The sequence below is a fragment of the Hydrogenophaga sp. genome (assembly GCF_036675665.1).
Lineage (GTDB): Bacteria > Pseudomonadota > Gammaproteobacteria > Burkholderiales > Burkholderiaceae_C > Hydrogenophaga.
The window spans coordinates 151,884-176,255 of sequence record NZ_JAKFEO010000035.1 but is presented as its reverse complement, the minus strand read 5'-3'; the positions used below and the strand labels follow the sequence as shown (position 1 = coordinate 176,255).

Below are 24,372 nucleotides of genomic sequence, written 5' to 3'. Positions count from 1 at the left end.
TCTAGGCCGTCACGGCCGGTTGGGGGGAAGCGGTGGCGGCGTTGCGCTCGGCCTGGACACGGGCTTCGAGCAGGCGCCGGAAGGCGATGAGCGCGGCGTCCATGGCCAGCGGCATCATGGGCAGCGCGGGGTTGAGCTGGATGTTGCGGTGCTGCGCGGTGATCATGTCGCGGTCTTCGTTGAACGCGCCCACCAGGCTGTTGAAGATGCTCTCGGTCACGCTGTCGTCGCCCTCGTTCACCGGGTGCGACTGCTGGAAGAAGTAGTGCGTGGAGCTGGCGGTCTCGGGCGTGAGCGTCTGGCAGCTGTGCAGCCGCACCGAGGGGCCGGGTGCGTCGGGCGAGGCGCCGGTGGGCCGCCCACCCGAGTGCATGAGCAGCGTGCCGGGCAGCAGGAATTCGTAGACGAACCAGCGGTCCAGGTTCGTCTCGAAGTGGCGGAAGCGCTGGTAGAACGGCGGCGGGGGCACGTCGTTCACGTGGCGCGAGACCTTGATGCCCATCTGCGGCCAGTCGGCCGTGGCGCCGGGCACCGGCTCGATCACCGGGCGCGACTGCGCGATGCGGGTGGAGCCCCCGAGCGACTTCTCGTGCACGTAGCTCAGGTGCGAGAAGTCGAGCAGGTTGTCGCAAATCAGCAGGTAGGGCGTGTCGTAGTGCAGGTAGCCGGGCTTGTTCTGCCATTCGGGGCTGTCGCAGCTGAAGTTGTCGGGCAGCAGCGCTTCGTCGGCCCCCGCGGGGTCGCCCATCCAGACTAACACCCAGCGGTTCTTCACGGCCACCGGGTAGCGGCGCACGCGCGCCCTGGCCGGCACGATCTCGATGCCGGGCGCCTCCACGCACTGCCCCCGGGCGTCGAACTTCAGGCCGTGGTAGCCGCAGCGCACGCAGTCGCCCTCGCGCCGGCCCGCCGACAGCGGCGCGTGGCGGTGACAGCAGCGGTCTTCCAGCGCCACCAGCGCGCCGGCCTGGGTGCGGTAGACCAGCACCGGCTCGCCCAGCACGGTGCGGGTGAAGAGCTGCGGCGCATCGGCCGCGGGGATCTCGTGGTCCCAGGCGATCACATACCAGCAGTTGCGCAGCCACATGGCCTGCCTCCTTTCGTATCGGGACAGCCCATGCTAGGCCGGGAGGTACCGCACCCCGTCCCCTTCGAGGGGGATGGACAGGGTCTTCAGGCCAGCAGGCGGGCCAGGCCCATGCGGTCGGCGGGCAGGCCGGCCTCGGCCAGTTTGAGGTAGGCGCGCTTGCGCAGCGTCACCACGGTCGACGGCGCCACGTCGAGGTCGGCCGCGATGCCGTCGGCGCTGAGGCCGCAGGCGATGCGCGCGCACACGGCGCGCTCGCGCGGCGAGAGCGCGGGCGCCAGCCGCGCCAGGCGCTGCGCGGCCTGCGCCACCTGGGCCTGGCGGTCGGCCACCACCGCACCCACCTGCAACGCGGCCTGGTGGGCCTGGCGCAGCAGCGGCGCCAACGCCAGCAATTGACCGATCTCGTCCTGCCGGAACAGGCCCTGGCGGTCGTCGCGGTAGAGGTGGATGGCCTGCACCGCGCCGGGCGCGGGCGCGTGCAGCAGGGTGAAGCGCTCGGTGAGGCGCTCGCGCACATAGATGTCGTCGCGCCAGCCCGCCACGGGCAGCTCGTCGGCACGGCAGTGCAACACCGCCACCTCGCGCGCGGGGCGCCAGGCCACCTGGTCGGCGATGCGCATCACCGCGTCGCTGCGGAAGTAGCTGCGGCGGTAGATGGCGAAACACTCGGCCACCACGTCGCGGCCTTGCGTGTCCCGCGAGCTGCCTTCGACGAGCTCGGGGGTGTCGCGGCGGAAGGCCACGAGCGAGAGGTATTGCACCGGCACCACCGCCTGCACGGCCTGCAGCAGGCGGGCCGCGCTCAGCGGCGCGCTGGCCACCTCGAGCAGGCCCTGAACGACCGGCGCCGGCACGGCGAGGCCGGCAGCGGGTGTATCGAGCGTCCAGGTGGAGGGCATGGCGGATTCTTCAGCGCCGGGCCGCGAACCGCCAGCGGGCTAACCCTGTCGGGCCGGCGCGTCCGGGTACAGCCCCAACGTCCGCGCCTGCAGGCGCGCGAGGCCGAGCAGCGCGTCGGTGAACGGCGTGGGCACGCCGGTGAGCTGGCCGAGCTCGCGCACCACGGTCACCAGCGCGTCGAGCTCCACCGACTTCCTGGCCTGCACGTCCTGCAGCATCGAGGTCTTGAAGGCACCCAGCTTGAGCGTGACGGCGTGGCGGTCTTCGGGTTGCTGGTCGATCGGGATGCCGATGCGCGCGCCGATGGCCTTGGCTTCCAGCATCACGCTGCTGATGAAGCCGCGCACCAGATCGTCGCCCAGGATGCGGTCGGTGGTGGCGCCGGTGAGCGCGCTCACCGGGTTGACCGTCATGTTGCCCCAGAGCTTGTACCAGACGTCTTTCTGGATCTGCGGCGACACCGTGGCGTTGAGCCCGGCGCGCTGCAGCAGCGCGGCCAGCGCCGCCACTCTTTCGCTGGCCTCACCCGAGGGCTCGCCGATGATCAGGCCGTTGCCGAAGTGGTGGCGGATCACGCCGGGCGAATCAACCGAACAACTGGCGTGCACCACCCCGCCAACGACATGGCGAGCGGGCATGGCGCGATCGATCTCGCCGCCGGGATCGACCGACTGCAGCCGGGTGCCGGCGCGCTCGCCGCCGAAGCCGTTGAAGAACCACCAGGGCACGCCGTTCATGGCGGTGAGCACCACCGTGTGGCGACCGATCAGGGGTGCGATGCCGCGCGCCACGTCAGCCAATGCCGGCGCCTTCACCGCCACGATCACCAGGTCCTGCACACCGAGGGCCGCCGCGCTGGGCGAGGCCTCCACCGGCGCGCCGATGAGGCGCCCGTTCTCGTGCAGTTGCAGCCCATCGCGCCGCAGCGCGGCGAGCGTCTCGCCGCGGGCCAGTGCGCTCACGATGCAGCCCGTGTGCGAGAGCAGCACGCCGAGCCACCCACCAATGGCGCCGGCGCCCACGATGGCCACACGCTGGAAATCCAGGTTCGTCACAAGCTCACTCCAGGTAGCTGCTGTCCAGGCGATTCACCTGCCGCACCAGTGCATCGAACACATCACGGCCTGCGCCGTGCCGCGGGTTGAACTGCAGCGCGTCGCGCGTGCATTGTGCGGCCACCGCCTCGGGCACCGGCAGCGCGGCAGCGGCGCCCCCCATGCTGAAGGTGGCGAGCTGGATCTCGCAGGCGCGCTGCAGCGTCCAGAGGATGGCGAAAGTCTGCGGCACCGTGGCACCCCAGGCCAGCAAGCCATGGTTGCGCAGGATCACGGCCGGCTTGTCGCCAATGCTTACGAGCAGGCGCGGCGCTTCTTCGGCGTGGATGGTGATGCCCTCGAAGTCGTGGTACGCCAGCATGCCGTGCAGCTGCGCGGTGTAGAAGTTGGTCTGCTGCAGGCCGTCTTTCAGGCAGGCCACGGCCACGCCGGCGGTCGTGTGGGTGTGCATCACACAGTGCGCGCCCGGCAGGCCGTCGTGGATGGCGGCGTGCACCGTGAAGCCGGCCGGGTTGACGGGGTGGGCCGAGCCATCGAGCACCGCGCCCTGCAGGTTGATCTTGACCAGGTTGCTTGCAGTGACCTCGGCGTAATGAAGTCCGAACGGGTTGATCAGAAACTGCTTTTCAACGCCAGCCACCGAATCGGGCAGCCGCAATGTGATGTGGTTGTAGATCATCTCCGTCCAGCCCAGCATGGCGAAGACGCGGTAACACGCGGCGAGTTCGACGCGCGCGGCCCATTCGTCGGCGTGCATGCCGGCGGGCGCGGCGGTGGCGGGTTGCATGGCGGCGTTCATCGGTGTCTCCTGGTGATCGGTTCAGTACACGCTGCCCTTGGCGGGCGCCGGCACGGCTGGCGCATCGGCCTTGAAACGCGCGGCCAGTGCGCTGGTCTGGCGCGCGAGGATCTGCGTGTCCAGCCCCACGGCGACGAACACCGCGCCCAGCGCCAGGTAGTGGCGCGCCTGGGCCTCGTCCGTGGTGAGGATGCCGGGCGCCTTGCCCGCGCGCAGGATGCGGCGAATGGCGTCTTCGATGGCGGCCTGCACCTCGGGGTGGCCCGGGTTGCCCACGTGGCCGAGCGAGGCCGACAGGTCGGCCGGGCCGATGAACACACCGTCCACACCCGGCGTGGCGGCGATGGCGTCCAGCTGGGCCAAGGCCTCGCGCGTCTCGGCCTGCACCAGCAGGCAGACCTGGGCGTTGGCCTCTTTCGCGTAGTTCGGGTAGCGGCCCCAGCGCGAGGCACGTGCGCCGGCCATGCCGCGCACGCCACCCTGGCCATCGTCCTGCGGGTAGCGGCAGGCGCGCACCAGCTGGGCCGCCTGTTCGGGCGTGTCGACCATGGGCACCAGCAGGGTCTGCAGGCCGATGTCGAGGTATTGCTTGATGAGCGCCGTGTCGCCCAGCGGCACGCGTGCGATGGCGTGCGAGCCTGGGTAGGCCGCGATGGCCTGGGCCTGGGCCAGCAGGTCCTTCAGGCTGTTGGGCGAATGCTCACCGTCGATCAGCAGCCAGTCGAAGTCGGCGCCGGCGCAGATTTCCGCGCTGTAAGGGTTGGCCAGTCCGAGCCAGAGACCGATCTGCACACGGCGCGCGGCAAGGGCTTGTTTGAAGGCGTTGGTGGGGGTTTGCATGGTGAGAGGAAATTCAGACGAATTGGAATGTCAGGCAACCCAGCGGGCCGTAGTCGGCCTCGAACAGGTCGCCCGCCTTGGCGGCCACCGGCCGCGTGAACGAGCCGGCCAGCACGATCTGGCCAGCCCGCAGCGATTCGCCCCAGGGCGCGAGCTTGTGCGCCAGCCAGGCAATGCCCACGGCGGGGTGCCCCTGCACGCCGGCGGCCAGGCCCGTTTCTTCCACCACGCCGTTCTGTTTCAGCACGGCACCGCACCAGGGCAGGTCGGTGGTGAGCGGGTCGGCCTGGTAACGCGGGTCGCCCGCGCCCAGCACGATGCCGGCATTCGCCGCGTTGTCGCTGATGGTGTCGAACACCTTGCGCATGGCTTTGGTGTGGCGGTCGAACTGCTCGATGCGCGCGTCGATGATCTCGATGGCGGGGGTCACGTATTCGGTGGCGTTGATCACATCGGCCACCGTGACGCCGGTGCCCTTGAGCGGGGCCTTGAGCACGAAGGCGAGTTCCACCTCCACCCGCGGCGCGATGAAGCGGCTGGCGGGAATCTCCAGCACCTGCCCGGCCTGCGCGGTGAACAACATGCTCTGCAGCAGCGTGCCGAAATCGGGCTCGTCGATCTGGCTGGCCATCTGCATGGCACGGCTGGTCAGGCCGATCTTGTGGCCGATGACCTTGTTGCCGGCGGCGATCTGCAACGCGACCCAGGCGCGGCCGATGCGGTAGCCGTCCTCGACGGTCATGCCCGGGAATCGTTTGGAAAAGTGCTCGAGCGGCGCGCGTGTTTTCTCGGACCGGTCGAGCTCGGCGGCAAGTTGCTGGATGAGGGTGTCGTCGAGCATGGGGTCAGGTCCGGTTGAACAGCGGATGCAGCGAGCTGGTCTTGCCGTCGAACACCTCGTTGCCTTCGTCCACCTGCACGGTGATGCCGATCGGGCGCGCGGCGAGTTGCGCGGCAAAGTTCGTCTTGACGCAGGCCTGCAGCGCGTCGCCCACGCGCTGGTGCGTCACTGCGCTGCGGCCCTTGGCCATGCGCACGTTCATGTAGACGAAGGCGTAGTCACCACCCAGCCCGGTGGCCTCGCCCGCCGCACCACCGTCGGCCACGGCGCTGTGAGCGGCGGGGTAAGCCAGCACGCGCGTGCCGCCTGTTGGAAACACCTGTTTGTCCGTCTCGTCTCGCACGGCCAGCATGGCGTCGCACAGGGCGCGGCACAGCCGGCTCATGTCGATGCCGCCTTGTGCTTCGGGCTTGTCGAGGTTGGGGGTGTAGAGGATGACGAGGTGGGGCATGTGGTCAGAGTCGGGAGACGGCTTGGTAGCCCTTGGCAGCCGACGCCTGCGCAGCGGGAATGGCGGCGCCGGTCTGCGGCGTGAGGGGAAAGACGGCGTTGATCTGGCCGGTGCCGGAGGCGCCGAAGTAGGGCGTGATGACTTCGGCTTTGCCGGTGTAGTCGCTCCAGCCGAGCGCGCCCAACATCATGGCGGTGTCGTGCATGAAACCCTCACCGTGGCCCTTGGCGGCGTACTCGGGCAGCATCTCGCAGAAGGCTTTCCATTCGCCCTGCTCCCACATCTGCACGACGCGGCGGTCCAGGGTTTCAAGGAAAGGGCTCCATATCTTGAAGGCGTAATCGGGCGCCAGACCGTTCTGTGCAAAGCGGTGGCTGAGGCTTCCGCTGGCCAGAAAGGCAACGGTGCCGTCGTAGTGGTCTTCCACCGCGCGGCGCATGGCCCAGCCCAGGCGCACGCTGTCGTTGAGGTAGTGGGCCTGGCACAGCGCGGAAACCGAGATGGCCTTGAAGTGCTGGTCGGCGTTCATGTAGCGCATGGGCACAAGGGTGCCGTACTCGGGGCCGAGGGTGGTGGCATCGTGGGCGAGGGTTTCGACGCCATGCTCGTTGCACACCTGGGCCAGCAACTGCCCGAGCGCGGGATTGCCCGGGATCTCGAACGGCATGTTGCTGATGAAGTGCGGCAGTTCGTTGCTGGTGTAGCGGCCCTCGAAGTGCGGTGCGCAGTTGAGGTGGTAACTGGCGTTGACGAGCCAGTGGGTGTCGAACACAACGATGGTGTCCACACCGAGTTCGCGGCAGCGGCGGCTGATCTCTTTGTGACCATCGATGGCGTCCTGTCTTGTTCCCCTTCTGGGTCCGTCGAGTTCGCTGAGGTACATCGAGGGGACGTGGGTGACCTTGGCCACGAGTGCTAGTTTTCCCATGTCTTGTTCCTCCTTGCTGCTTGCTGGTTGCTCCGTGGTTTGAAACCCTGGGGCGCCCACCTCCGCGAATGTCCCCCGGGGCCTGCGGCCCCTCCTCCTTTATTTCGCTGCGGTGAACACCCCAGGGTTTCAAACCACTGCGGACCGCGTGTGCGAAAGGAAGAACGCACACACGCTGCTTCGGATCGAGCGGGCATGGCGCTCTGCGCAGCGAAACAAAGGGGGAGGCGGCTCCAGCCGCCGGAGGACATTCGCGGAGCAGAGCGCCATGCCCGCTCGATCCCGCCAACCCGATGGAGCGAAGGCATATCAAACACCCCAATGAGGAATGTGATGCGACCCCAAAGACACGGCCACGTTCTTCGGCTCCAGAAACACCTCATAACTCCAGGTCCCACCTTCGCGCCCCGTGCCACTGGCCTTGGTGCCCCCAAACGGTTGACGAAGATCCCGCACGTTCTGCGAATTGACGAAACACATGCCCGCCTCCACAGCGGCCGCCACTCGGTGCGCACGACCGAGGTTCTCCGTCCACACATAGCTGGAGAGACCGTATTGAATGTCGTTGGCCAGCTCGATCGCATGCGCCTCGTCACGGAACGGAATGAGACAGGCCACAGGGCCGAAGATTTCTTCTTGTGCGATCCGCATGCGGTTGTCCACATCGGCGAACACCGTGGGCCACACGTAGTTGCCTTTGGCCACGCGCGACGACAGTGCCGAAGCGTACGAGGGCCGGTCCAGCCCGCCACACAACAACGTGGCGCCCTCCTTCGGGCCCAGCTCGATGTAGCTGCGCACCTTCGCCAGATGCGCCTGGCTGATCATCGGGCCGACGATGGTTTTTTCATCGAGCGGGTCGCCCACGGTGATGCGCTTGGCGCGCTCGGCGAACTTCTGCGCGAAGTCGGCGTAGACGCTCTGCTGCACCAGGATGCGGCTGCCCGCCGTGCAGCGCTCGCCGTTGTTGCTGAAGATCATGAACACCGCGGCGTCCAGGGCTCGGTCCAGATCCGCGTCGTCGAAGATCACGAACGGGCTTTTGCCGCCCAGCTCCATGCTGAACTTCTTCAGGCCCGCGCTCTGCACGATGCGGTTGCCCGTGGCGGTGGAACCGGTGAAGGAAATCGCGCGCACGTCTGGGTGCGCGCACAGCGGCTCGCCCGCTTCCTTGCCCATGCCATGCACCACGTTCAACACGCCCGGCGGAATGCCCGCTTCCAGCGCCAGCTCGCCCAGGCGCGCAGCGGTCAAGGGACTGAGCTCGCTCATCTTCAGCACCGCCGTGTTGCCGAACGCGAGGCACGGCGCCACCTTCCAGGTCGCCGTCATGAAGGGCACGTTCCACGGGCTGATCAACGCGCACACCCCCACCGGATGGAACAACGTGTAGTTCAGGTGCGTGGGCGTGGGGTAGGTGTGGCCGTCCACGCGGGTGCACATTTCGGCGAAGTAGTGGAAGTTGTCGGCCGCGCGCGGGATCAGCTGCTTGCCGGTTTGCGAAATCACCTGGCCGCTGTCGTTGGTCTCGGTCTGCGCGATCTGTGGCACGTGCGCGGCGATCAGTTCACCCAGCTTGCGCATGAGCTTGGCGCGTTCGGTGGCGGGCAGCCCAGCCCATTGGGGGAATGCATCTTTTGCGGCCTGCACTGCCGCGTTGATCTCGTCTGCACCACCAGCGCTCACCTCGGCCAGCACCTCCTGGGTGGCGGGGTTGATCGTCTCGAAGGTCTCGGTGCTCGTTACGGACTTGCCATTGATGAGGTGCGGGATCGTCATGCGGACTCAAGGGGTGAGGTGATGGTGTTGACCAGGTCGCCGATGCCTTCGATGGACGTGACGATCACGTCGCCGGGCTGGCAGTCGACCACGCCGTCGGGCGTGCCGGTGAGGATCAGGTCACCGGGTTGCAGGGTCATGAAGGTGCTGAAGTACTCGATCAGCGTGGGCACGTCGAAGATCATGTCGCGCGTGTTGCCCTGCTGCGTGACCTGTCCATTGACGGTGGTCTGCAACGCAAGGTTCATGGGATCGGGCACGTCGGCCGCGTCCACCAGCCAGGGGCCGATGGGTGTGCAGGTGTCGCGGTTCTTCACGCGCAGGTTGGGGCGGTACCAGTTTTCCAGGTAGTCGCGGATCGCGTAGTCGTTGGCCACGGTGTAACCGGCCACGAAGTCCAGCGCTTGCGCCCTATTCACGTGCCGGGCGGTGCGCCCGATCACCACCGCGAGTTCACATTCGTAGTGCATGTGCTGCACGCCCGCCGGGCGCAGCGTGAAGCCGCGGTGGCCAGTGAGGCTGGCTTCGCCCTTGAGGAAGGCGAGCGGTTCTTCCGGCGCCTTGAAAGCAAGCTCCCTGGCGTGGTCGGCGTAGTTCAGGCCGAGCGCGAGGATGGTGCGCGGGCGCGTCGGCGGGTTGGGCACCAGCGGAGGCAACCACACCACCTCGTCGAAGGCCACGCGGCGGCCCTTGAGCGCGGGCGTGAGCAGTTCCAGCTGGCCGCCGGCCTCCACGGCGTTGTGGACCGCGCCGGCCCAGGCGATGCGGGCGTGTTTCATGCCTTCTCCTCCGCCTGGAAGCTGTGCACGACCGGCTTGAAGCCGGTGGCGCTGATCTCCACCGTGTCGCCGGCGTGCACCAGCGGCCGTGTGCCGTCCGGCAGGCAATCGCTGCCCAGCATCAGCACGTCACCCGTGCGCAGCGACATGAATTCACCCACGTCGGCCAGCAGCGTGGCGGCGTCGCGCACCAGCTCGGCCAGCGCCGTGGTCTGGCGGTGCACGCCGTTGATGCGCAACTCCAGATGCAGGTCCGACAGGCCCGCCAGCCCACCCAGGCGCTGCAGCGGCACACACTCGGGGCCGACCCCGAGAAAGCCGTCCACACACTGGAACTTCACCGGCGGGCGGTAGTAGCTGTCGTGCGCGATCGCCACGTCGTTGAACAGAACGGCGCCGACCACGCCCGTCTCGCCCACCACCAGCCCCAGCGTGGCGGCCACCACCACCGGCTTGCCGGCGGGCAGGGCGATGCTGTGACCCGCAGCGGTGAAGGTGTTGGCGGTCTTGATGTAGAGCACCGGCGCGCTCGGGGGTGCCTTGTAGGGGGCTTCGCTCATGCGCGGCGCCCACAGCGCGTGCTCGCGCTGGAAGTTGAGCAACGTGCCGTAAACCGTGCCCTCGGGCATCCAGTGGGTGTTCATTCGACGTCCTCCTCCAGCGCCTCGACCTCGTCCGGTTGCTCCAGGGCAATCACCTCGTCGAGCAGGGCATACAGCTGCGCCAGCCGCGCCTTGCCCAGGCGCTCCTCCATCCACGCGTAGTGCGACTCGATGGTGCTGGAGAGGCGCTTGACCAGCTTGAGCCCGGCGGGCGTGGCGCGCACCACTGTGCGGCGGGCGTCCTGCGGGCAGCGACCGCGCGCGATCAGGCCATCGCGCTCCATGCGCGTGAGCACACCGGTGAGGCTGGGACCGAGCAAAAAAGCCTCGCGCGCCACGCGGCCGGTTTCCACACCACCGGGCAGGCGGGCGTGTTCGCCGAGCACGCGCAGCACGCGCCACTGCTGGTCGCTCAGGCCGTGTTCGCGCAGGCTGGGCCGGGTGTGCAGCATCACGGCCTCGCGGGCTTCGAGCAGCAGGCGCGGCAGGTTGCGGTGGATGAAGGGGGTGGGCTCACTCATTTAGTTAATATGTTAAATGATTGCGCTGTTACACGTTTGAGGGTTTACCCGGCGGTGGGCCGCGCGGAGAATGCGCGCATGAACGCACTCACCTCACTGCTCGGAACCGACGTCCCCTTGATCCAGGCGCCCATGGCCGGCGTGCAGGGGGCTGCACTCGCCGTGGCGGTGAGCAATGCCGGCGCACTGGGCTCGCTGCCCTGCGCCATGCTCACGCCCGAGGCGCTGGAGCGCGAGTTGACCGCGCTGGCGGCCGGCACCACGCGTCCCTACAACGTCAACTTCTTCTGCCACACCCCGCCAGTGCCCGATGAAGCACGCGAAGCGGCATGGCGCGCCTGGCTGGCAACCTACTACCGCGAGGCAGGGTTGGACATCGACGCCGTGCCGGCCGGCCCGGGACGCGTGCCCTTCAACCGCACGGCGGCCGACCTGCTGGAGCGCTTCAAACCCAAGGTGGTGAGCTTCCATTTCGGCCTGCCCGACCTGGACCTGCTGGACCGCGTGAAAAGCTGGGGCAGCGTGGTGCTGTCGTCCGCCACCACGGTGGAAGAGGCGCGCTGGCTGGAAGCGTTTGGCGTCGACGCGATCATTGCCCAGGGCGCCGAGGCGGGCGGGCACCGCGGCATGTTCCTCACCGACGACCTCACCACGCAGATCGGCACCTTCGCGCTGCTGCCGCAGATCGTGGCCGCGGTGAACCTGCCGGTGATTGCTGCCGGCGGCATTGCCGACGCCGCTGGGGTGGCTGCGGCCATGGCGCTGGGCGCCTCGGGTGTGCAGGTGGGCACAGCCTACTTGTGCTGCACGGAGGCCACCACCAGTGCGCTGCACCGCGCCGCACTGCAAAGCGAAGCGGCGCACCACACAGCCCTGACCCACCTCTTCACCGGCCGCCCCGCGCGCGGCATCGTCAACCGCGTGATACGCGAACTCGGCCCGATGAACCCGGTGGCGCCCGCCTTCCCGCTGGCCGGCGCGGCCATGGCGCCGCTGCGCGCGCACTGGGAAGCCAAGGGCAGCGGTGACTTCTCACCGCTGTGGTCGGGGCAGAACGCCAGTGGCTGCCGCGAACTGCCGGCGGCGGAGATCACACAAGCGCTGAGGGAGGGCTTCAAGCGCCCTTGAAAGGTCGCCCGAACGCAGCCGCAGCCTCATGCCGGGCGACTCCCAGCGAAATAGGCATCGGGTCGGTCGACTAAGATCACGCTCCTGGAGAATTGCCAGGTTTGCTAGTGGAAGAACAGCGTTTGCGATGAACAGCACCTACGAATCGAAAAAAATCGACAGCCTGTTGCTTCTTCTTGTCGCCATCCTCAGTGTTGCAACACTGGCATGGATGCTGAATTACAGCCGATATGGAATAGATTTCACGGACGAAGGCCTCTATCTCATCTGGGCTGCCAACCCGCACCAGTACGACGCTTCAGTCACTCAGTTCGGGTTCATTCACCATCCCCTCTACCTTCTGCTGAACGGCAACATTGCCCACATGAGGCAATTCAATGTCGGCATCACGTTTGGACTGGCATTCCTGCTGTGCCTCGCGGTGTTCGAGGTCACCCGCAGCGGCGACATTCCGCGGTTTTCAAACCTGGTGTCATCACTCGGACTGGCCACCGCGTCGCTGGTGGTATTCAGCCTTTGGTTGGTGACGCCCAGCTACAACAGCCTCAATCTTCACGCCTTGCTGATTTCCGCCGTGGGTATCGTCTGGAGTTCCTCCTCCACGTCCCGCTTGCGATTCGCTGGACTCATCGTTCTGGGCATCGGCGGATGGCTCAGCTTCATGGCGAAACCCAGCACGGCGATGGCCTTGAGCCTCGTGGCTGTCATTTACTGGGCTGCACATGGAAAGCTCCGATTCAAGCACCTGCTGGTGCCGATCGCTGTGGCGTGCGCCTTGCTTGTGGTGAGTGCCTGGGCCATAGATGGCTCGATACTGAAGTTCAAGGAACGCATTTCAAACGGTCTGGCAGTCAGTAGCCTGCTGGATGGAGGCCACTCGATCAAAGAGCTCATACGCGTGGACGAATTTGCGTTCAACGACTTTGAGTGGCTGCTGTTCGTGGTGGCAACGGTCATGCCATGGGCCGTTGCGCTGGCGCTGCGGTCGGCGAAGACGCCGCTGCGGTGGATAGGCATCGTCGCGTCCCTGCTGCCCGTTTTCTATGTCGCCGTCGCCATTTCGGAGGCGGCTTGGCATGCCTCGCCGCTGGGGTCCAACGCCGGGCTGCTCTTTCTTTCCCTCTCGATGGCTTCAGTGCTCTACGTGACCTTTGCTGCACTCGCCCGACCACATGCCTTTCGTCTCTCCAGGGACCGCCTGGCACTGGTACTGCTGCTGCTGTCGCTGCCTTACTGCTTCGCATTCGGCACCAATGGCAACTATTGGTGGTCAGGAGCCTTTGCAGGCTTCTTCTGGCTCCTCCCTGGGCTGGTCTTGGTCAACTCGCTCGGAGAAGAGCACGATCCATCCTGTTTTGTCGCCCTGCTGGCGATGGCCGCGACGGCATTCAGTGTCCTGATGCTGGGTATGGGCATGCAGATGCCCTACAGGCAGCCTCAGCCCCTGAGTCTGAATGACCAAGTGATTGAGGTGGGTCAACCGGGTTCGAACCTGGTCCTTTCGAAGTCGTATGCCAGCTACCTGCAAGAGGCAAACCATGCGGCTCGGGCAGCGGGCCTGGTTTCGGGAGATCCCATGATCGACCTGAGCGGCCAGTCCCCAGGCATCCTGTATGCGCTGGGCGCTGAGAGCGTTGGACAGGCCTGGATGATCGGCGGCTATCCCGGCAGCGCCAACCTGGCCAGCTTCGTTTTAAAGTCCGTGCCGTGCGAGAAACTCGCCGCAGCCTGGATTCTGGCCGAGCCCGATGGACCGCGCAGTCTGCCAGGCGCTGTACTGGCAACGTTTGGGGCGGTGTGGGCAACGGACTACGTTCAAGTAGGATCCTGGGCCACCGCAGCAGGTGCTGGCGGCTATGCCCAACCCAGAGTGCAGCAGCTCTGGAAGCCTGCCCGCGACATGGGCCGCGCCGCCGCGGCCTGCCGCGCCGCTCGCCCTGGGATGGTGCCATGAAGAAGGTTGCGATTCTTCAGTCCAACTACATCCCCTGGAAAGGCTACTTCGATCTGATTGCGTCGGTGGATGAGTTCATCCTGTACGACGACATGCAGTACACGAGGCGGGACTGGCGCAACCGCAATCAAATCAAGACGCCACAGGGCTTGCAGTGGCTCACCGTGCCCGTGAAAGTCAAGGGCAAATACCACCAGAAGATCCGGGAAACCGAGATCGACGGAACCGAATGGGCGCACGAGCACTGGAAATCGCTGACCCAGAACTACCGGCGCGCCCCCCACTTCGAGGCCATCGCGGACTGGCTGGAGCCGCTGTACCTCGGTCAGCAGGAGAACCACCTTTCCCAGCTCAATCGGCGGTTGATCGAAGCCATCTGCGGCTACCTGGGCATCAGAACCATCCTGCGCAATTCGTGGGAGTACGAACTCGTTGAGGGGAAGACCGAGCGCCTGGCCAGCCTGTGCGCGCAGGCAAAAGGCCATGAATACGTCTCAGGCCCCTCAGCGAAAGACTACATTGACGAAAAAGTGTTTCACGATCTGGGCATCCGCGTGATGTGGTTCGAGTACGGCGGTTACGCCGAATACCCACAGCTCTGGGGACCATTCGCCCACAACGTGACCATTCTCGATTTGCTCTTCAACTGCGGCAAGGATGCCCAGCGCTACATGAGGTACGTCCAGGCATGAAACTTTCCTTTGTTGCGACCTTGTACAAATCGGCGCCGCATCTGGCGGAGTTTCATGCGCGCGCCAGCGAGGCGGCCAGACGGCTCGTGGGCGAAGACTACGAAATGGTGCTGGTCAACGACGGTTCGCCTGACGACAGCCTGGAGCTTGCGATCGAGCTGACACGAACCGACCCTCATGTCACCGTGGTGGACCTCTCGCGCAACTTCGGGCACCACAAGGCGATGCTGGCCGGTCTAGCCCAGGCGCGCGGGGAGCACATATTCCTGATCGACAGCGACCTCGAAGAAGAACCCGAGTGGCTGGCAGAGTTTGCGCAACTGATGGAGGTCGAAGCCGCGGACGTGATCTACGGCGTCCAAGAAACCCGCAAAGGGAACTGGTTTGAACGCTGGAGCGGCGAGCTCTACTACACCGTGTTCAACTACCTGGCCAACATCGACCACCCGCGCAACATCGTCACCGCCAGGCTGATGTCGCGACGGTACGTGGATGCACTGCTGCAGTTCCGCGAACGAGAGATGGTGATCTCCTGTCTTTGGGTCATCACGGGTTTCAAGCAGTGCGCCCACCCCGTGAAGAAGCACATGGGAAGCACCACCACATACAGCCTGGCCAAGAAGATCGAGCATGCAACCAACTCCATCACCTCGTTCAGCGAAGTGCCGCTGCGGATGATCTTCTACGTCGGGTTGATCATTTTTGCCGGGGCGCTGCTCTACGCGGGCTATCTCGTTTTCCACAAGCTGGTGCTGGCGACTCCCATGGACGGATGGACTTCGGTGATGGTTTCCATCTGGTTGCTCGGGGGCATGATCATTTCCTTTGTGGGGCTGATCGGCATCTACCTCTCCAAAGTTTTCTCGGAAACCAAACAAAGGCCTTCCACAATCGTCAGAGCAATCCATGGCCAATCCACCCCCCAACATTGACAACAGTTACGAGCAGTTCTATGCGAAGCGGGCCGGACTCAAGGTCTACCCCACCGAGTTCGTCGTGCGCACCTTTCTGGCCAACTATCCGGGGCTGAGTTTTCGCAAGCCCAAGGCGGGCGACCGGGTGCTGGACATCGCGTTCGGTGATGGACGCAATACCGTTTTTCTCTGCGACCAGGGCTACGCCGTGAGCGGTATCGAAATCACCGAGGGTATCGTTCGCCAGACCGGTGCGCGCCTCGCGAAGCTGGGCCATCAGGCAGACCTTCGCGTGGGCCGCAACAGTCACATTCCATTCGACGATGGCCACTTCGACCATGTCCTGGCCTGCCACTGCTGCTACTACTGCGATGAGGGCGAATCCTTTGCCGACAACATGAAGGAATACGCCCGCGTCATGAAACCGGGGGCCTGGCTGGTGGCCTCCGTGGCCAGCTGCGAGTCGTACATCTTCAAGGATGCCATTGCACTGGAAGACGGGTCGCTGCGCATTCAGGCCGATCCCTACGGCAATCGCGACGGTTACCGCCTGCAGGCGTTCTCCACCAAAGACCAGATCGAGGCCTTCCTCTCGCCCTGGTTCGAGCAGTTTTCATTCGGCTTCGCGGACAACGATTACTACGGGGTCTCCGAACGCCTGTTCTGGGTTGTGTGTCAGAAACGAGAGGGTTCATGACCATTCATTCTTCCTACCGTTGCACCGAGCCCGCCTGCGCCCGTGCACCCCTGACGCAACGGCCCGAAGGCCTGGCATGTCCCAATGGCCACTTCTTCGCCTTTGCGGCAGGCACTGACGTGCCCGTGTTCGCCAGCGAACCCGAAGGCGCAAACGAGTATTCCAGAGAAAACGCGGCCGAAGTCCATGACAACGCGCTGCGCTGGGTGTTCAACACCTTCCAGACCGACGAGGAGGGCCTGCGGGAGCGCCTGATCGCGCGCATTGGCCTGGAGAAAGGCCAGCGCGTGCTGGTCACTGGTGCCGGCGCGGGCAACGACCTTCCGTACCTGGTGCGTGCGCTGTCCGGCAAGGGCGACATCCACGCGCAGGACATCGCGAAGGAGATGTTGCTGGCCGGTGTATCGCGCTACCGCACTGAGTTGGCAGGTTCGGGCGTGGGACTGCATTTCTCGGTCAGCGATGCCACCAACCTCCCATTCGCGGATGGTTACTTCGACGCGGCGTACCACTTCGGCGGCATCAACCTTTTTCCGGACATCGCCAAGGGCATCGCCGAGATGAACCGCGTGGTCCGACTTGGCGGCAACATCGTCATTGGCGACGAGGGCCTCGCCCCCTGGCTGGTGGACACCGAACTGGGCCGCATGCTGGTCAACAACAACGCCCTCTATGCCTGTCGTGCCCCCTTGTCGGCACTGCCGGAAACCGCTCGCGCGGTGAAAGTGACCTGGGAACTCAGCAACTGCTTCTATGTGATCGAGTTTCAGGCCAGCACCGAACCGCTGCCCGTCAACATCGACGTGCCTCATCTGGGCAAGCGAGGCGGCACCATCCGCAGCCGCTACTTCGGACGCATGGAAGGCGTGGATCCCACCTTGCGCGATCGCATCTACGAGGAAGCCGAGCGGCGTGGCATGAGCCGTGTGGCCTTCCTCGAGTCGGCACTTCGTGCGTCGCTGAACCGGGATTGAGTTCGCGATGACACTGCTCAATACCTTTGTTGCCAAGAGTCTGCCGTTTCCGTGGCGCAAGAGGGGCCGAATCTTCGAACCGGGGGGTGATGATTTTTCCCACGGCTCGCATCCCTGCGCGATCCATATTGTGGGCGACCGCTATGTGGTGGCCTTCACGCGCCGTGACGAGCGACAGCGTTCCCACATTTTTCTTTCGAACGCCATCGTCTCCGACGGTCAGGTGGAACTGCAGGGCAAGCCCAAGGCCGCCCTGTGGCCGGGTGAACCTTGCCATTTCGACTGCGATGGCGCCATCAGTGTGTGCTTCGTCAAGCATAGGGGCGCCATTTACCTCTACTACGTCGGCTGGCAGAACCTGCCCGAAGGCCTGTGGATCTGTGACACCGGGCGGGCGAAGCTGGACGAAGGCGAGCTCACGCTCACACGAGAATTTGCCGGCCCCGTGCTCGGCCGCGACAAGAACAACCCGCTGTTCGCGGCGGCCACCGCCTTCCACGTCTCGGGCGACCTCTGGCAGACCTGGTACAACTCCGGCCTTCGCTGGGAAAAGACCGCGCAGGGCTGGAAGCACCACTACGGCATTCACTACGCGCATTCGAACAACGGCGTGGACTGGGTCTGCCACCCTGGCATGTGCCTGCCGTTCAAGGACGAATACGAATACGCCTTCGGACGTCCCAGCGTGATCCACCGGGAAGGAACGTATTTCATGTGGTACGCGCACCGCGCCACGCGAACCACCGACACCTACCGCATCGGCTTCGCCTCGTCCGTCGACGGCAGGCACTGGGAACGCCACGACGAACTCTCGGGCATCGACGTGGCGCCCACGGGATGGGACAGCGAAATGATCTGCTACCCCTGCGTGTTCGAACACCGGGGCCAGATGTACATGCTGTACAACGGCAACGGCTATGGAAAGACTGGCTTCGGTCTTGCCGTGATGGAGGAAACCCCATGAAGAAGATCCTGCTGGCGGGCAACGCCATCACCGCCGAAATCCTTTGCGCCTACCTGCGACAGGATGCGCGCTACGAGGTCGCCGGCCTCACCGTTGACGACGAGTTCGTGGCGCAGGGTGGGCTGGGCGAATTCCGCACGGTGGGCCTGTCGGCCGTGGCCGATGCGTTTTCGCCCGACACGCACCGCGTGATCATGGCCATGGGCTACAACGACCTCAACCGCGCACGCGAGGCCATGTTCGAACGTCTCAGGTCCATGGGCTACGGCGTGGAAACCTACATCCACCCCGACGCCCGCGTCTACACCGATCAGCCCGTGGGTGAAGGCAGCGTGGTGCTGCCGGGAGCAGTCATAGAGCCCTATGCGCGAGTGGGCGCCAACACCATGGTGTGGAGCAACGTGACCCTGGCTCATCACTGCAGCGTGGACGACCACTGCTGGGTGGCCGCGGGCACCGTGGTCTCCGGGCAAGCCAAGGTGCTGCGCAACACCTTCCTGGGTGTGGGCTGCACAGTGGTCAATGCCATCACGGTGGGAGAATTCAACGTGGTTGGCGCGGGAGCCCTGATTTCGCGCGACACCAAATCCCACTCGGTCCACCTCGCTCGCTCGGCCGAGCCCTTCCGTTACTCGTCGGAAGACTACGTAAAGCATTTCGGAATCTGAACATGAACAACAAACTCGCAGAGGTGCTCGCTGAAGTCTTCGGACTGCGTGTCCCAGAAATCCAGCCTGAACTTCAGAAGTCCGAAGTGGGTACCTGGGACTCACTCAAGCAAATGGATCTGGTGTTGTCCCTCGAGCGGGAGTACGGCATTGAGCTGGACATCCCCGACATCCTGCGCATGACCTCGGTGGCTGAAATCATGGCCGTCCTCAAGGACAAGGGAGTAGACCTTGGAAGTTGAGGGCGCCGTCGCGCTGGTGACCGGTGGGGCGCAAGGCCTTGGTCTGGCGATTGCGCGCCGGCTGGCGGACGATGGCGCCACCGTGGTGGTGGCCGACCGGAATCCCCAGGCACTGGCCGCCCTGGCAGAGGGGCTGGAAGGTGTGTCCATGGACGTGACCGACCCCGAGCAGGTCAGGACCGTGGTGGCGGGCATCGTGGAGCGCCACGGCCGCGTGGACATCCTGGTCAACAACGCGGGGGTGATCTTCAGCGAACCTTTCGTCAACGTCATGAATTCGGCCGGGATCATGCATGACTATGGCCGGTTCCGCGCTTCGCTCACCGTGAACCTCGACTCCGTGTTCATCGTCACCGCCGCCGTGGTGGAGCACATGGTCAAGCGCCGGACCAAGGGCGCCATCGTCAACATCAGTTCCATCAGCGCATGTGGCAACGAAGGCCAGACGGCCTATTCCGCAGCCAAGGCGGGGGTCAACGCCATGACCGTCACCTGGGCCAAGGAACTTGGCCGCTGGGGCATCCGTTCCAACGCCGTGGCTCCGGGCTTCATCGGCACCGATTCCACCCGCCAAGCCCTCAACGAGACCGTGCTCAAGCACATCCAGACCAGCACGCCGCTGCGCCGGCTCGGGCGGGCCTCCGAAGTCGCGCAGGCGGTGATCGCCCTGATCGAGAATGACTTCATCAACGGCACAGTGCTCGACGTCAATGGCGGCCTGACGATCTGACATGGTGCGTTTGTCTCCTGCGCAGTACGCTGCCGCCTGCGAACTCTACCTTGGCCATGGCGCGTACTTCCCGCTGATCGCAGCGGTGCTGAACAACGCACAGGACGGCGCGATTTACGCCGACTGTGTGGAGCAGCCTGCGCAGGTCTATGTCGAACACGCCTTCGGCTTTGCGCAAGTATTCGGCAGAACAGTGCCGGCGTTCGAACAAGCCCTGCAGCGCTACCTGCTGGTCGACAAACAGTTCCTGTCCGCGAAAGTGCGGCTCTACACGCCGTGCATCCCCGCATTTCTGCAGCGCAGCGAATGCCATGAACTGCGCTCCTGGCGCCAGCATTTCCAGCTCGATCCCAGCGGGACGGCATCTACCGGTGCCGCCGTGGGCACACCTGCGAGGGACGCAAGCCTGGTAGCGGCCGATGCCAGCCATGTGGACCTGATCGAGCAGGCATTTGGCGTCGTGGGCCGCTTCTGGCGCACGCGCGAAGATTTTGCCAACCACTCCAACGCCGTCCTGGCCCTGGTGGAGGGGCAGGCTGCCGCTCTCTGCTACGCCGCGGCGGTCGCCGGCGACAGGGCAGAGATCGACGTTCTCACGTTGCCCGCCTACCGGCACCTGGGTCTGGCCAAAGCTGCAGTGCGCATGTTCAACCAGCGCTGCCTCGCGCAGAATGTGATGCCGTTGTGGGATTGCTTCACCAACAACACCGCATCCATGGGCCTGTGCCAATCAGTCGGCTTCCTCCCACTCGGGGAGCCCTACCCGTTCTTCACCATCAACCGATAGACCTGCACATCAGCATGTCCGCGAAGCCCCTGCACCACCACAACCTGGCCCATCTGTTCGACGAGGTGCTGACCACCCACGCTGCACGACCAGCGTTGCATTACGCCGAAGCCGAACACTCCTTCAGCGAGTTGGGCAGTTGGATCGACTCACTGGCCGCGCTGCTTCTGTCCAAGGGCCTTCAGCGAGGCGACGTCATTGCCATCGGGCACGACAAACATCCCCTGTCGTACGCCCTCATGCTGGCCGCGCTGCGGCTCGGTGTGGCGTATGTGAACATCGACGTCGGCTCGCCCATCGCGCGCACTGCCCGCATTCTGCAGGTCAGTGCGCCCGCGCTGCTTTTCTACGACGACGTCGCGTGCCACGAAGCGATGGCCGAGCTGGCCACTGCGCAGGGCTGTGAACTGCTCTTGCTTGAACCGTCCATGCTGCCGACGACCGACGAGGCAGACCGTGAGCTTCAGTGCCAGTGCTCGCGCTTGGTGGACGGCGCAACCATCGCCTACATCATGTTCACTTCGGGGTCCACTGGTGTGCCCAAAGGCGTGGCCGTGACACACCAGAACGTGCTGCACCTCATCGCGTGGGGCCACGAGCGCTTCGGCATCACCGAGCGGGACAACTTCGCCAACCTGAGCCCCATGTATTTCGACAATTCGGTCTTCGACTTCTACGTGGGCCTTTTTTGCGGCGCCGCCCTGAGCCCCATCCCCCGAGATCTGCTCACCAAGCCCTATGAGCTCGTGCCTTACGTCAGCGCACGCGCCTGCACCATCTGGTTCTCGGTGCCCTCTGCGCTCATGTACCTCATGGCCATGAAAGCCATCGCGCCGGGGACTCTGACCCACCTTCGGGCCATCGTCTTCGGCGGCGAGGGCTATCCCAAGATCGAGCTGAAGAAGCTCCATGACCGCTTTGCGGGCCAGGCCACGCTCGTCAACGTGTACGGCCCCACCGAATGCACCTGCATTTGCAGTGGTCACACGCTGAGCGCAGAGGATTTTCTGGACCTGGAGGGCCTGCCCACGCTGGGTCACCTCAACCCCAACTTCGACCACCGCATCCTCGATGACGACGACCGCGACGCACTGGAAGGCGAGCTGTGCCTGATCGGCCCGAACGTGGCGGCGGGCTATTTCAACGACCTGGAACGCACCGCTGCGGCCTTCCACACGCTCACGGATGCCAACCGGTTCATGAAACGCATGTACCGCACCGGCGATCTCGTGAAAGTGGTGAACGGCCGGCTGCACTTCGTGGGCCGCAAGGACAACCAGATCAAGCACATGGGGTATCGGATTGAACTCGAAGAGATCGAGAACGCCCTCGTGAGACTGCCCCAGGTGGACCAGGCTGCCGTGGTCTACCAGCGCACCCAGGCCGCTTACGGCAAGCTGGTGGCCTACGTGGCCTCCACATCCGAGCTGGACGACAAGGCTCTGCTGAAAGCGCTTGGGTCCCTGGTCCCCGACTACATGGTGCCCGCGCGGCTCATCGTGCTGCCCAGGCTGCCGAAGAACGCCAATGGCAAGGTCGACCGGCAGCACCTGCGCTCCCTGCTCGACCAATGAAACGATGAGCAAGGGCACCTTCAGGTCGACGCTCGGACAGGTGTTCCGCTACGGCGTGGTCGGTGTGCTCAACAACCTGCTCGGCTACCTGATCTATCTGGTGGTGACCTGGCTTTGGCTCGACCCCAAGGTGGCTGTCACGCTTATGTATCCCATCGGGGCGGTGACCGCCTACTTCGGCCATGCAAAATACTCCTTCGCCTTCAGGGGTCGCACCTCACACGGACTCGCTCGCTACACACTGGCCCATCTGATCGGCTACGGGGCCAACATCGGCTTGCTTTTCCTCTTCGCCGATAGGATGGGCTATCCCCACCAGCTGGTGCAGGCGGCCGCCATTGTCGTGGTGGCCGGTATTCTCTTCCTCCTGTTCCGCTACTTCGTTTTCCCCCATCGGCCCAGGCCCAACTGAATTCGCCATGATTGTCTGCCCTTCCTGCGGCGCCCGAAACATCCATGCTGTGAATGGATGCACGCAATGCGGCTTCGTGCCCGCGCGGGTGGACGGCTTTCTGGCCTGGGCACCGGAACTCGCCAGGCACAACGACGGGTTTCGGGCAGAGAGCTTTGAAGGGCTGGCGCGGGTGGAGGCCGGCAACTTCTGGTTTCGCGCCCGCAACGACATCGTGCTGTGGGCACTGCGCAAGTACTTTCCGGACTTTCAATCCTTGCTGGAAGTGGGCTGCGGCACGGGATTCGTGCTCTCCGGCATCACCCGGGCATTTCCCCATGCCCGCACCGCAGGCAGCGAAATCTACACCGCAGGCCTTGGCTTCGCAGCCAGCCGGCTGCCCGGCGTCGAACTGATCCAGATGGACGCGCGCAAACTTCCCTATCTCGCCGAGTTCGACGTGGTCGCGGCCTTCGACGTCATCGAACACATTCTCGAAGACGAACTGGTGCTGCAGAATTTCCACCGCGCCATCAAGCCCGGGGGTGGCTGTGTGATCACCGTGCCGCAGCACCAGTGGCTCTGGAGCCCGGTGGACGAAGCCGCCTGCCATCAACGTCGCTACAGTGCCGGCGAACTGCACGCCAAGGTGGAGGCTGCCGGTTTTCGCATCGTGCGCAGCACCTCCTTCGTCACCCTCCTGCTTCCCCTGATGCTGGCTTCGCGCATCGCTGCGCGCCGTTCCGGCGAAGCTGGCGGCAGCGAAGCGCTCGCCCTCAACCCCGTACTCGACCGCGTGCTGGAGAGCATCATGCGCATCGAACGCTTCGCCATCAGATGCGGAATGTCGCTGCCCATCGGGGGCTCGCGGCTGGTGGTCCTTCAACGCAACGATTCGCCATGAGAAAACCCAAACCCGACACCATCCCGTTCAACTGGCCCCACATGACGGGCAAAGAGCTCTATTACATCGCCGAGTCGCACTTCCATGGTCGCTTGGCCGGTGACGGCCCTTTCACCAAACGCTGCCACGCCTGGATCGAACAGCGCACGGGTTGCCACAAGGCATTGCTCACGCACTCCTGCACCGCCGCACTGGAAATGGCCGCGTTGCTGCTCGACATTCAGCCCGGCGACGAAGTCATCATGCCCTCGTACACCTTCGTCTCCACCGCCAACGCCTTCGTGCTGCGGGGCGGGGTACCGGTGTTCGTGGACATCCGCGAGGACACGCTCAACCTGGACGAACGCCTGATCGAGGCAGCAATCACGCCGCGCACCCGCGCCATTGCTCCCGTTCACTATGCCGGCGTCGCCTGCGACATGGACACCATCATGGACATCGCCAGCCGCCACGGACTCAAAGTGGTCGAGGATGCTGCCCAGGGGGTGATGTCCAGCTACAAGGGACGCGCGCTCGGCAGCATTGGCGACTATGGAGCTTTCAGTTTCCACGAGACCAAGAACGTGATTTCGGGCGAGGGGGGTGCGCTGCTGGTGAACGACCCGGCGCAAGCGCTGCGTGCAGAGGTCATCCGCGAGAAGGGCACGGATCGCACACGATTTTTTCGTGGCGAGGTGGACAAGTACACATGGCAGGAGGTGGGGTCGTCGTTTCTACCAGGTGAATTGATCGCAGCGTTCCTGTGGGCACAACTGGAAGAGGCCCAGTCCATCACCGACGACCGGATGGCGAGTTGGAACCGGTACCACGCAGTCCTGGCACCTCTGGAAGCCCAGGGCCGGCTGCGCCGGCCTGTGGTGCCGGACGCCTGTCAGCACAATGCCCACATGTACTACGTCCTGCTCTCTCCGGAAATCGATCGGCAGGCGGTGTTGTCGTCGCTCAAGGAGAACGACATTTCATCGGTCTTCCACTACGTGCCCCTCCACTCGTCGCCCGCCGGGCTGCGATACGGACGGGTGCACGGCTCGATGGAGTTCACCGATGCCCAGTCGGCTCGACTCATCCGCCTGCCGCTCTGGGTAGGACTAACGCCGGAGCAACAAGATCGAATCGTGGATGTGCTGACTCGCGCGGTCTCTTGATCTTTTTGATTCATGAGCATTGC

At 64.9% G+C, this 24,372-nt stretch carries 27 protein-coding genes; 15 read left to right on the top strand and 12 right to left on the bottom strand.

The features are described 5' to 3' along the window. Window position 1: 1 nt before the first annotated feature. From V6M63_RS13575 to hpaR, 12 genes are all read right to left on the bottom strand, one after another. Window positions 2-1,087, bottom strand: coding sequence for an aromatic ring-hydroxylating dioxygenase subunit alpha (locus tag V6M63_RS13575; RefSeq protein WP_332742603.1), 1,086 nt, complete (start codon window positions 1,085-1,087; stop codon window positions 2-4). 86 nt (window positions 1,088-1,173) lie between these two features. After that, on the bottom strand, window positions 1,174-1,989 hold the full coding sequence (locus V6M63_RS13570; RefSeq protein ID WP_332742602.1) for a helix-turn-helix transcriptional regulator: 816 nt from the start codon (window positions 1,987-1,989) through the stop codon (window positions 1,174-1,176). A 39-nt stretch (window positions 1,990-2,028) separates the two neighbouring features. Next, window positions 2,029-3,045, bottom strand: coding sequence for a 2-dehydropantoate 2-reductase (locus V6M63_RS13565; RefSeq protein ID WP_332742601.1), 1,017 nt, complete (start codon window positions 3,043-3,045; stop codon window positions 2,029-2,031). Window positions 3,046-3,049: 4 nt separating this feature from the next. Then, window positions 3,050-3,844, bottom strand: coding sequence for a class II aldolase/adducin family protein (locus V6M63_RS13560; RefSeq protein WP_332742600.1), 795 nt, complete (start codon window positions 3,842-3,844; stop codon window positions 3,050-3,052). Window positions 3,845-3,865: 21 nt separating this feature from the next. Then, window positions 3,866-4,684, bottom strand: coding sequence for an aldolase/citrate lyase family protein (locus tag V6M63_RS13555; RefSeq protein WP_332742598.1), 819 nt, complete (start codon window positions 4,682-4,684; stop codon window positions 3,866-3,868). 13 nt (window positions 4,685-4,697) lie between these two features. Then, a complete protein-coding gene (hpaH, locus tag V6M63_RS13550) occupies window positions 4,698-5,525 on the bottom strand; it encodes a 2-oxo-hept-4-ene-1,7-dioate hydratase (protein ID WP_332742596.1) in 828 nt (275 codons plus the stop codon). A gap of 4 nt (window positions 5,526-5,529) precedes the next feature. Next, on the bottom strand, window positions 5,530-5,976 hold the full coding sequence (locus V6M63_RS13545) for a 5-carboxymethyl-2-hydroxymuconate isomerase (protein WP_332742594.1): 447 nt from the start codon (window positions 5,974-5,976) through the stop codon (window positions 5,530-5,532). Between the two features lie 4 nt (window positions 5,977-5,980). Continuing rightward, complete coding sequence (hpaD, locus tag V6M63_RS13540; protein WP_332742592.1) at window positions 5,981-6,904, bottom strand: 3,4-dihydroxyphenylacetate 2,3-dioxygenase; 924 nt, start codon at window positions 6,902-6,904, stop codon at window positions 5,981-5,983. A gap of 309 nt (window positions 6,905-7,213) precedes the next feature. Continuing rightward, the gene (gene hpaE / locus V6M63_RS13535) at window positions 7,214-8,683 is read right to left on the bottom strand and encodes a 5-carboxymethyl-2-hydroxymuconate semialdehyde dehydrogenase (RefSeq protein ID WP_332742591.1); all 1,470 of its coding nucleotides are present in this window, start codon (window positions 8,681-8,683) and stop codon (window positions 7,214-7,216) included. Next, on the bottom strand, window positions 8,680-9,462 hold the full coding sequence (locus V6M63_RS13530) for a fumarylacetoacetate hydrolase family protein (protein WP_332742589.1): 783 nt from the start codon (window positions 9,460-9,462) through the stop codon (window positions 8,680-8,682). The genes hpaE and V6M63_RS13530 overlap by 4 nt, the downstream gene beginning before the upstream one ends. Beyond that, the gene (locus V6M63_RS13525) at window positions 9,459-10,106 is read right to left on the bottom strand and encodes a fumarylacetoacetate hydrolase family protein (protein ID WP_332742588.1); all 648 of its coding nucleotides are present in this window, start codon (window positions 10,104-10,106) and stop codon (window positions 9,459-9,461) included. The genes V6M63_RS13530 and V6M63_RS13525 overlap by 4 nt, the downstream gene beginning before the upstream one ends. Further along, the gene (gene hpaR, locus V6M63_RS13520) at window positions 10,103-10,585 is read right to left on the bottom strand and encodes a homoprotocatechuate degradation operon regulator HpaR (protein WP_332742586.1); all 483 of its coding nucleotides are present in this window, start codon (window positions 10,583-10,585) and stop codon (window positions 10,103-10,105) included. The genes V6M63_RS13525 and hpaR overlap by 4 nt, the downstream gene beginning before the upstream one ends. Window positions 10,586-10,663: 78 nt before the next feature. Between hpaR and V6M63_RS13515 the strand changes: the two genes are divergently transcribed. The 15 genes from V6M63_RS13515 (at window position 10,664) to rffA (ending at window position 24,349) form a co-directional block, all read left to right on the top strand. Beyond that, complete coding sequence (locus V6M63_RS13515; protein ID WP_332742584.1) at window positions 10,664-11,713, top strand: NAD(P)H-dependent flavin oxidoreductase; 1,050 nt, start codon at window positions 10,664-10,666, stop codon at window positions 11,711-11,713. A gap of 127 nt (window positions 11,714-11,840) precedes the next feature. Continuing rightward, the gene (locus tag V6M63_RS13510) at window positions 11,841-13,667 is read left to right on the top strand and encodes a hypothetical protein (RefSeq protein WP_332742582.1); all 1,827 of its coding nucleotides are present in this window, start codon (window positions 11,841-11,843) and stop codon (window positions 13,665-13,667) included. Further along, window positions 13,664-14,359: a WbqC family protein gene (locus V6M63_RS13505; RefSeq protein WP_332742580.1), complete on the top strand. Its 696-nt coding sequence runs from the start codon at window positions 13,664-13,666 to the stop codon at window positions 14,357-14,359. Before V6M63_RS13510 ends, V6M63_RS13505 begins: the two co-directional genes overlap by 4 nt. Next, window positions 14,356-15,291 (top strand): glycosyltransferase family 2 protein, encoded by a 936-nt coding sequence (locus V6M63_RS13500; protein WP_332742579.1) that lies wholly within the window; start codon window positions 14,356-14,358, stop codon window positions 15,289-15,291. The genes V6M63_RS13505 and V6M63_RS13500 overlap by 4 nt, the downstream gene beginning before the upstream one ends. Then, window positions 15,266-15,970 carry a class I SAM-dependent methyltransferase gene (locus V6M63_RS13495; protein WP_332742577.1) on the top strand — a complete coding sequence of 235 codons (705 nt, stop codon included), beginning with the start codon at window positions 15,266-15,268 and terminating at the stop codon, window positions 15,968-15,970. The genes V6M63_RS13500 and V6M63_RS13495 overlap by 26 nt, the downstream gene beginning before the upstream one ends. Continuing rightward, complete coding sequence (locus tag V6M63_RS13490; RefSeq protein WP_332742575.1) at window positions 15,967-16,944, top strand: class I SAM-dependent methyltransferase; 978 nt, start codon at window positions 15,967-15,969, stop codon at window positions 16,942-16,944. Before V6M63_RS13495 ends, V6M63_RS13490 begins: the two co-directional genes overlap by 4 nt. A gap of 7 nt (window positions 16,945-16,951) precedes the next feature. Continuing rightward, window positions 16,952-17,908 carry a hypothetical protein gene (locus V6M63_RS13485; protein WP_332742573.1) on the top strand — a complete coding sequence of 319 codons (957 nt, stop codon included), beginning with the start codon at window positions 16,952-16,954 and terminating at the stop codon, window positions 17,906-17,908. Then, window positions 17,905-18,576, top strand: coding sequence for an acetyltransferase (locus tag V6M63_RS13480; RefSeq protein WP_332742571.1), 672 nt, complete (start codon window positions 17,905-17,907; stop codon window positions 18,574-18,576). Before V6M63_RS13485 ends, V6M63_RS13480 begins: the two co-directional genes overlap by 4 nt. Window positions 18,577-18,578: 2 nt before the next feature. Then, on the top strand, window positions 18,579-18,818 hold the full coding sequence (locus V6M63_RS13475) for an acyl carrier protein (RefSeq protein WP_332742569.1): 240 nt from the start codon (window positions 18,579-18,581) through the stop codon (window positions 18,816-18,818). After that, on the top strand, window positions 18,808-19,548 hold the full coding sequence (locus tag V6M63_RS13470; RefSeq protein ID WP_332742567.1) for an SDR family NAD(P)-dependent oxidoreductase: 741 nt from the start codon (window positions 18,808-18,810) through the stop codon (window positions 19,546-19,548). Before V6M63_RS13475 ends, V6M63_RS13470 begins: the two co-directional genes overlap by 11 nt. A 1-nt stretch (window position 19,549) precedes the next feature. Beyond that, window positions 19,550-20,335, top strand: a complete 786-nt coding sequence (locus tag V6M63_RS13465; protein WP_332742565.1) for a GNAT family N-acetyltransferase — start codon at window positions 19,550-19,552, stop codon at window positions 20,333-20,335. A 14-nt stretch (window positions 20,336-20,349) separates the two neighbouring features. Beyond that, complete coding sequence (locus V6M63_RS13460; RefSeq protein WP_332742563.1) at window positions 20,350-21,909, top strand: AMP-binding protein; 1,560 nt, start codon at window positions 20,350-20,352, stop codon at window positions 21,907-21,909. A 4-nt stretch (window positions 21,910-21,913) separates the two neighbouring features. Then, entirely contained in the window at window positions 21,914-22,321 is a 408-nt protein-coding gene (locus tag V6M63_RS13455) for a GtrA family protein (protein ID WP_332742561.1), read from the top strand. Window positions 22,322-22,370: 49 nt separating this feature from the next. Then, window positions 22,371-23,204, top strand: coding sequence for a class I SAM-dependent methyltransferase (locus V6M63_RS13450; protein ID WP_332742560.1), 834 nt, complete (start codon window positions 22,371-22,373; stop codon window positions 23,202-23,204). Then, window positions 23,201-24,349, top strand: a complete 1,149-nt coding sequence (gene rffA / locus V6M63_RS13445; protein ID WP_332742559.1) for a dTDP-4-amino-4,6-dideoxygalactose transaminase — start codon at window positions 23,201-23,203, stop codon at window positions 24,347-24,349. Before V6M63_RS13450 ends, rffA begins: the two co-directional genes overlap by 4 nt. Window positions 24,350-24,372 lie beyond the last annotated feature (23 nt).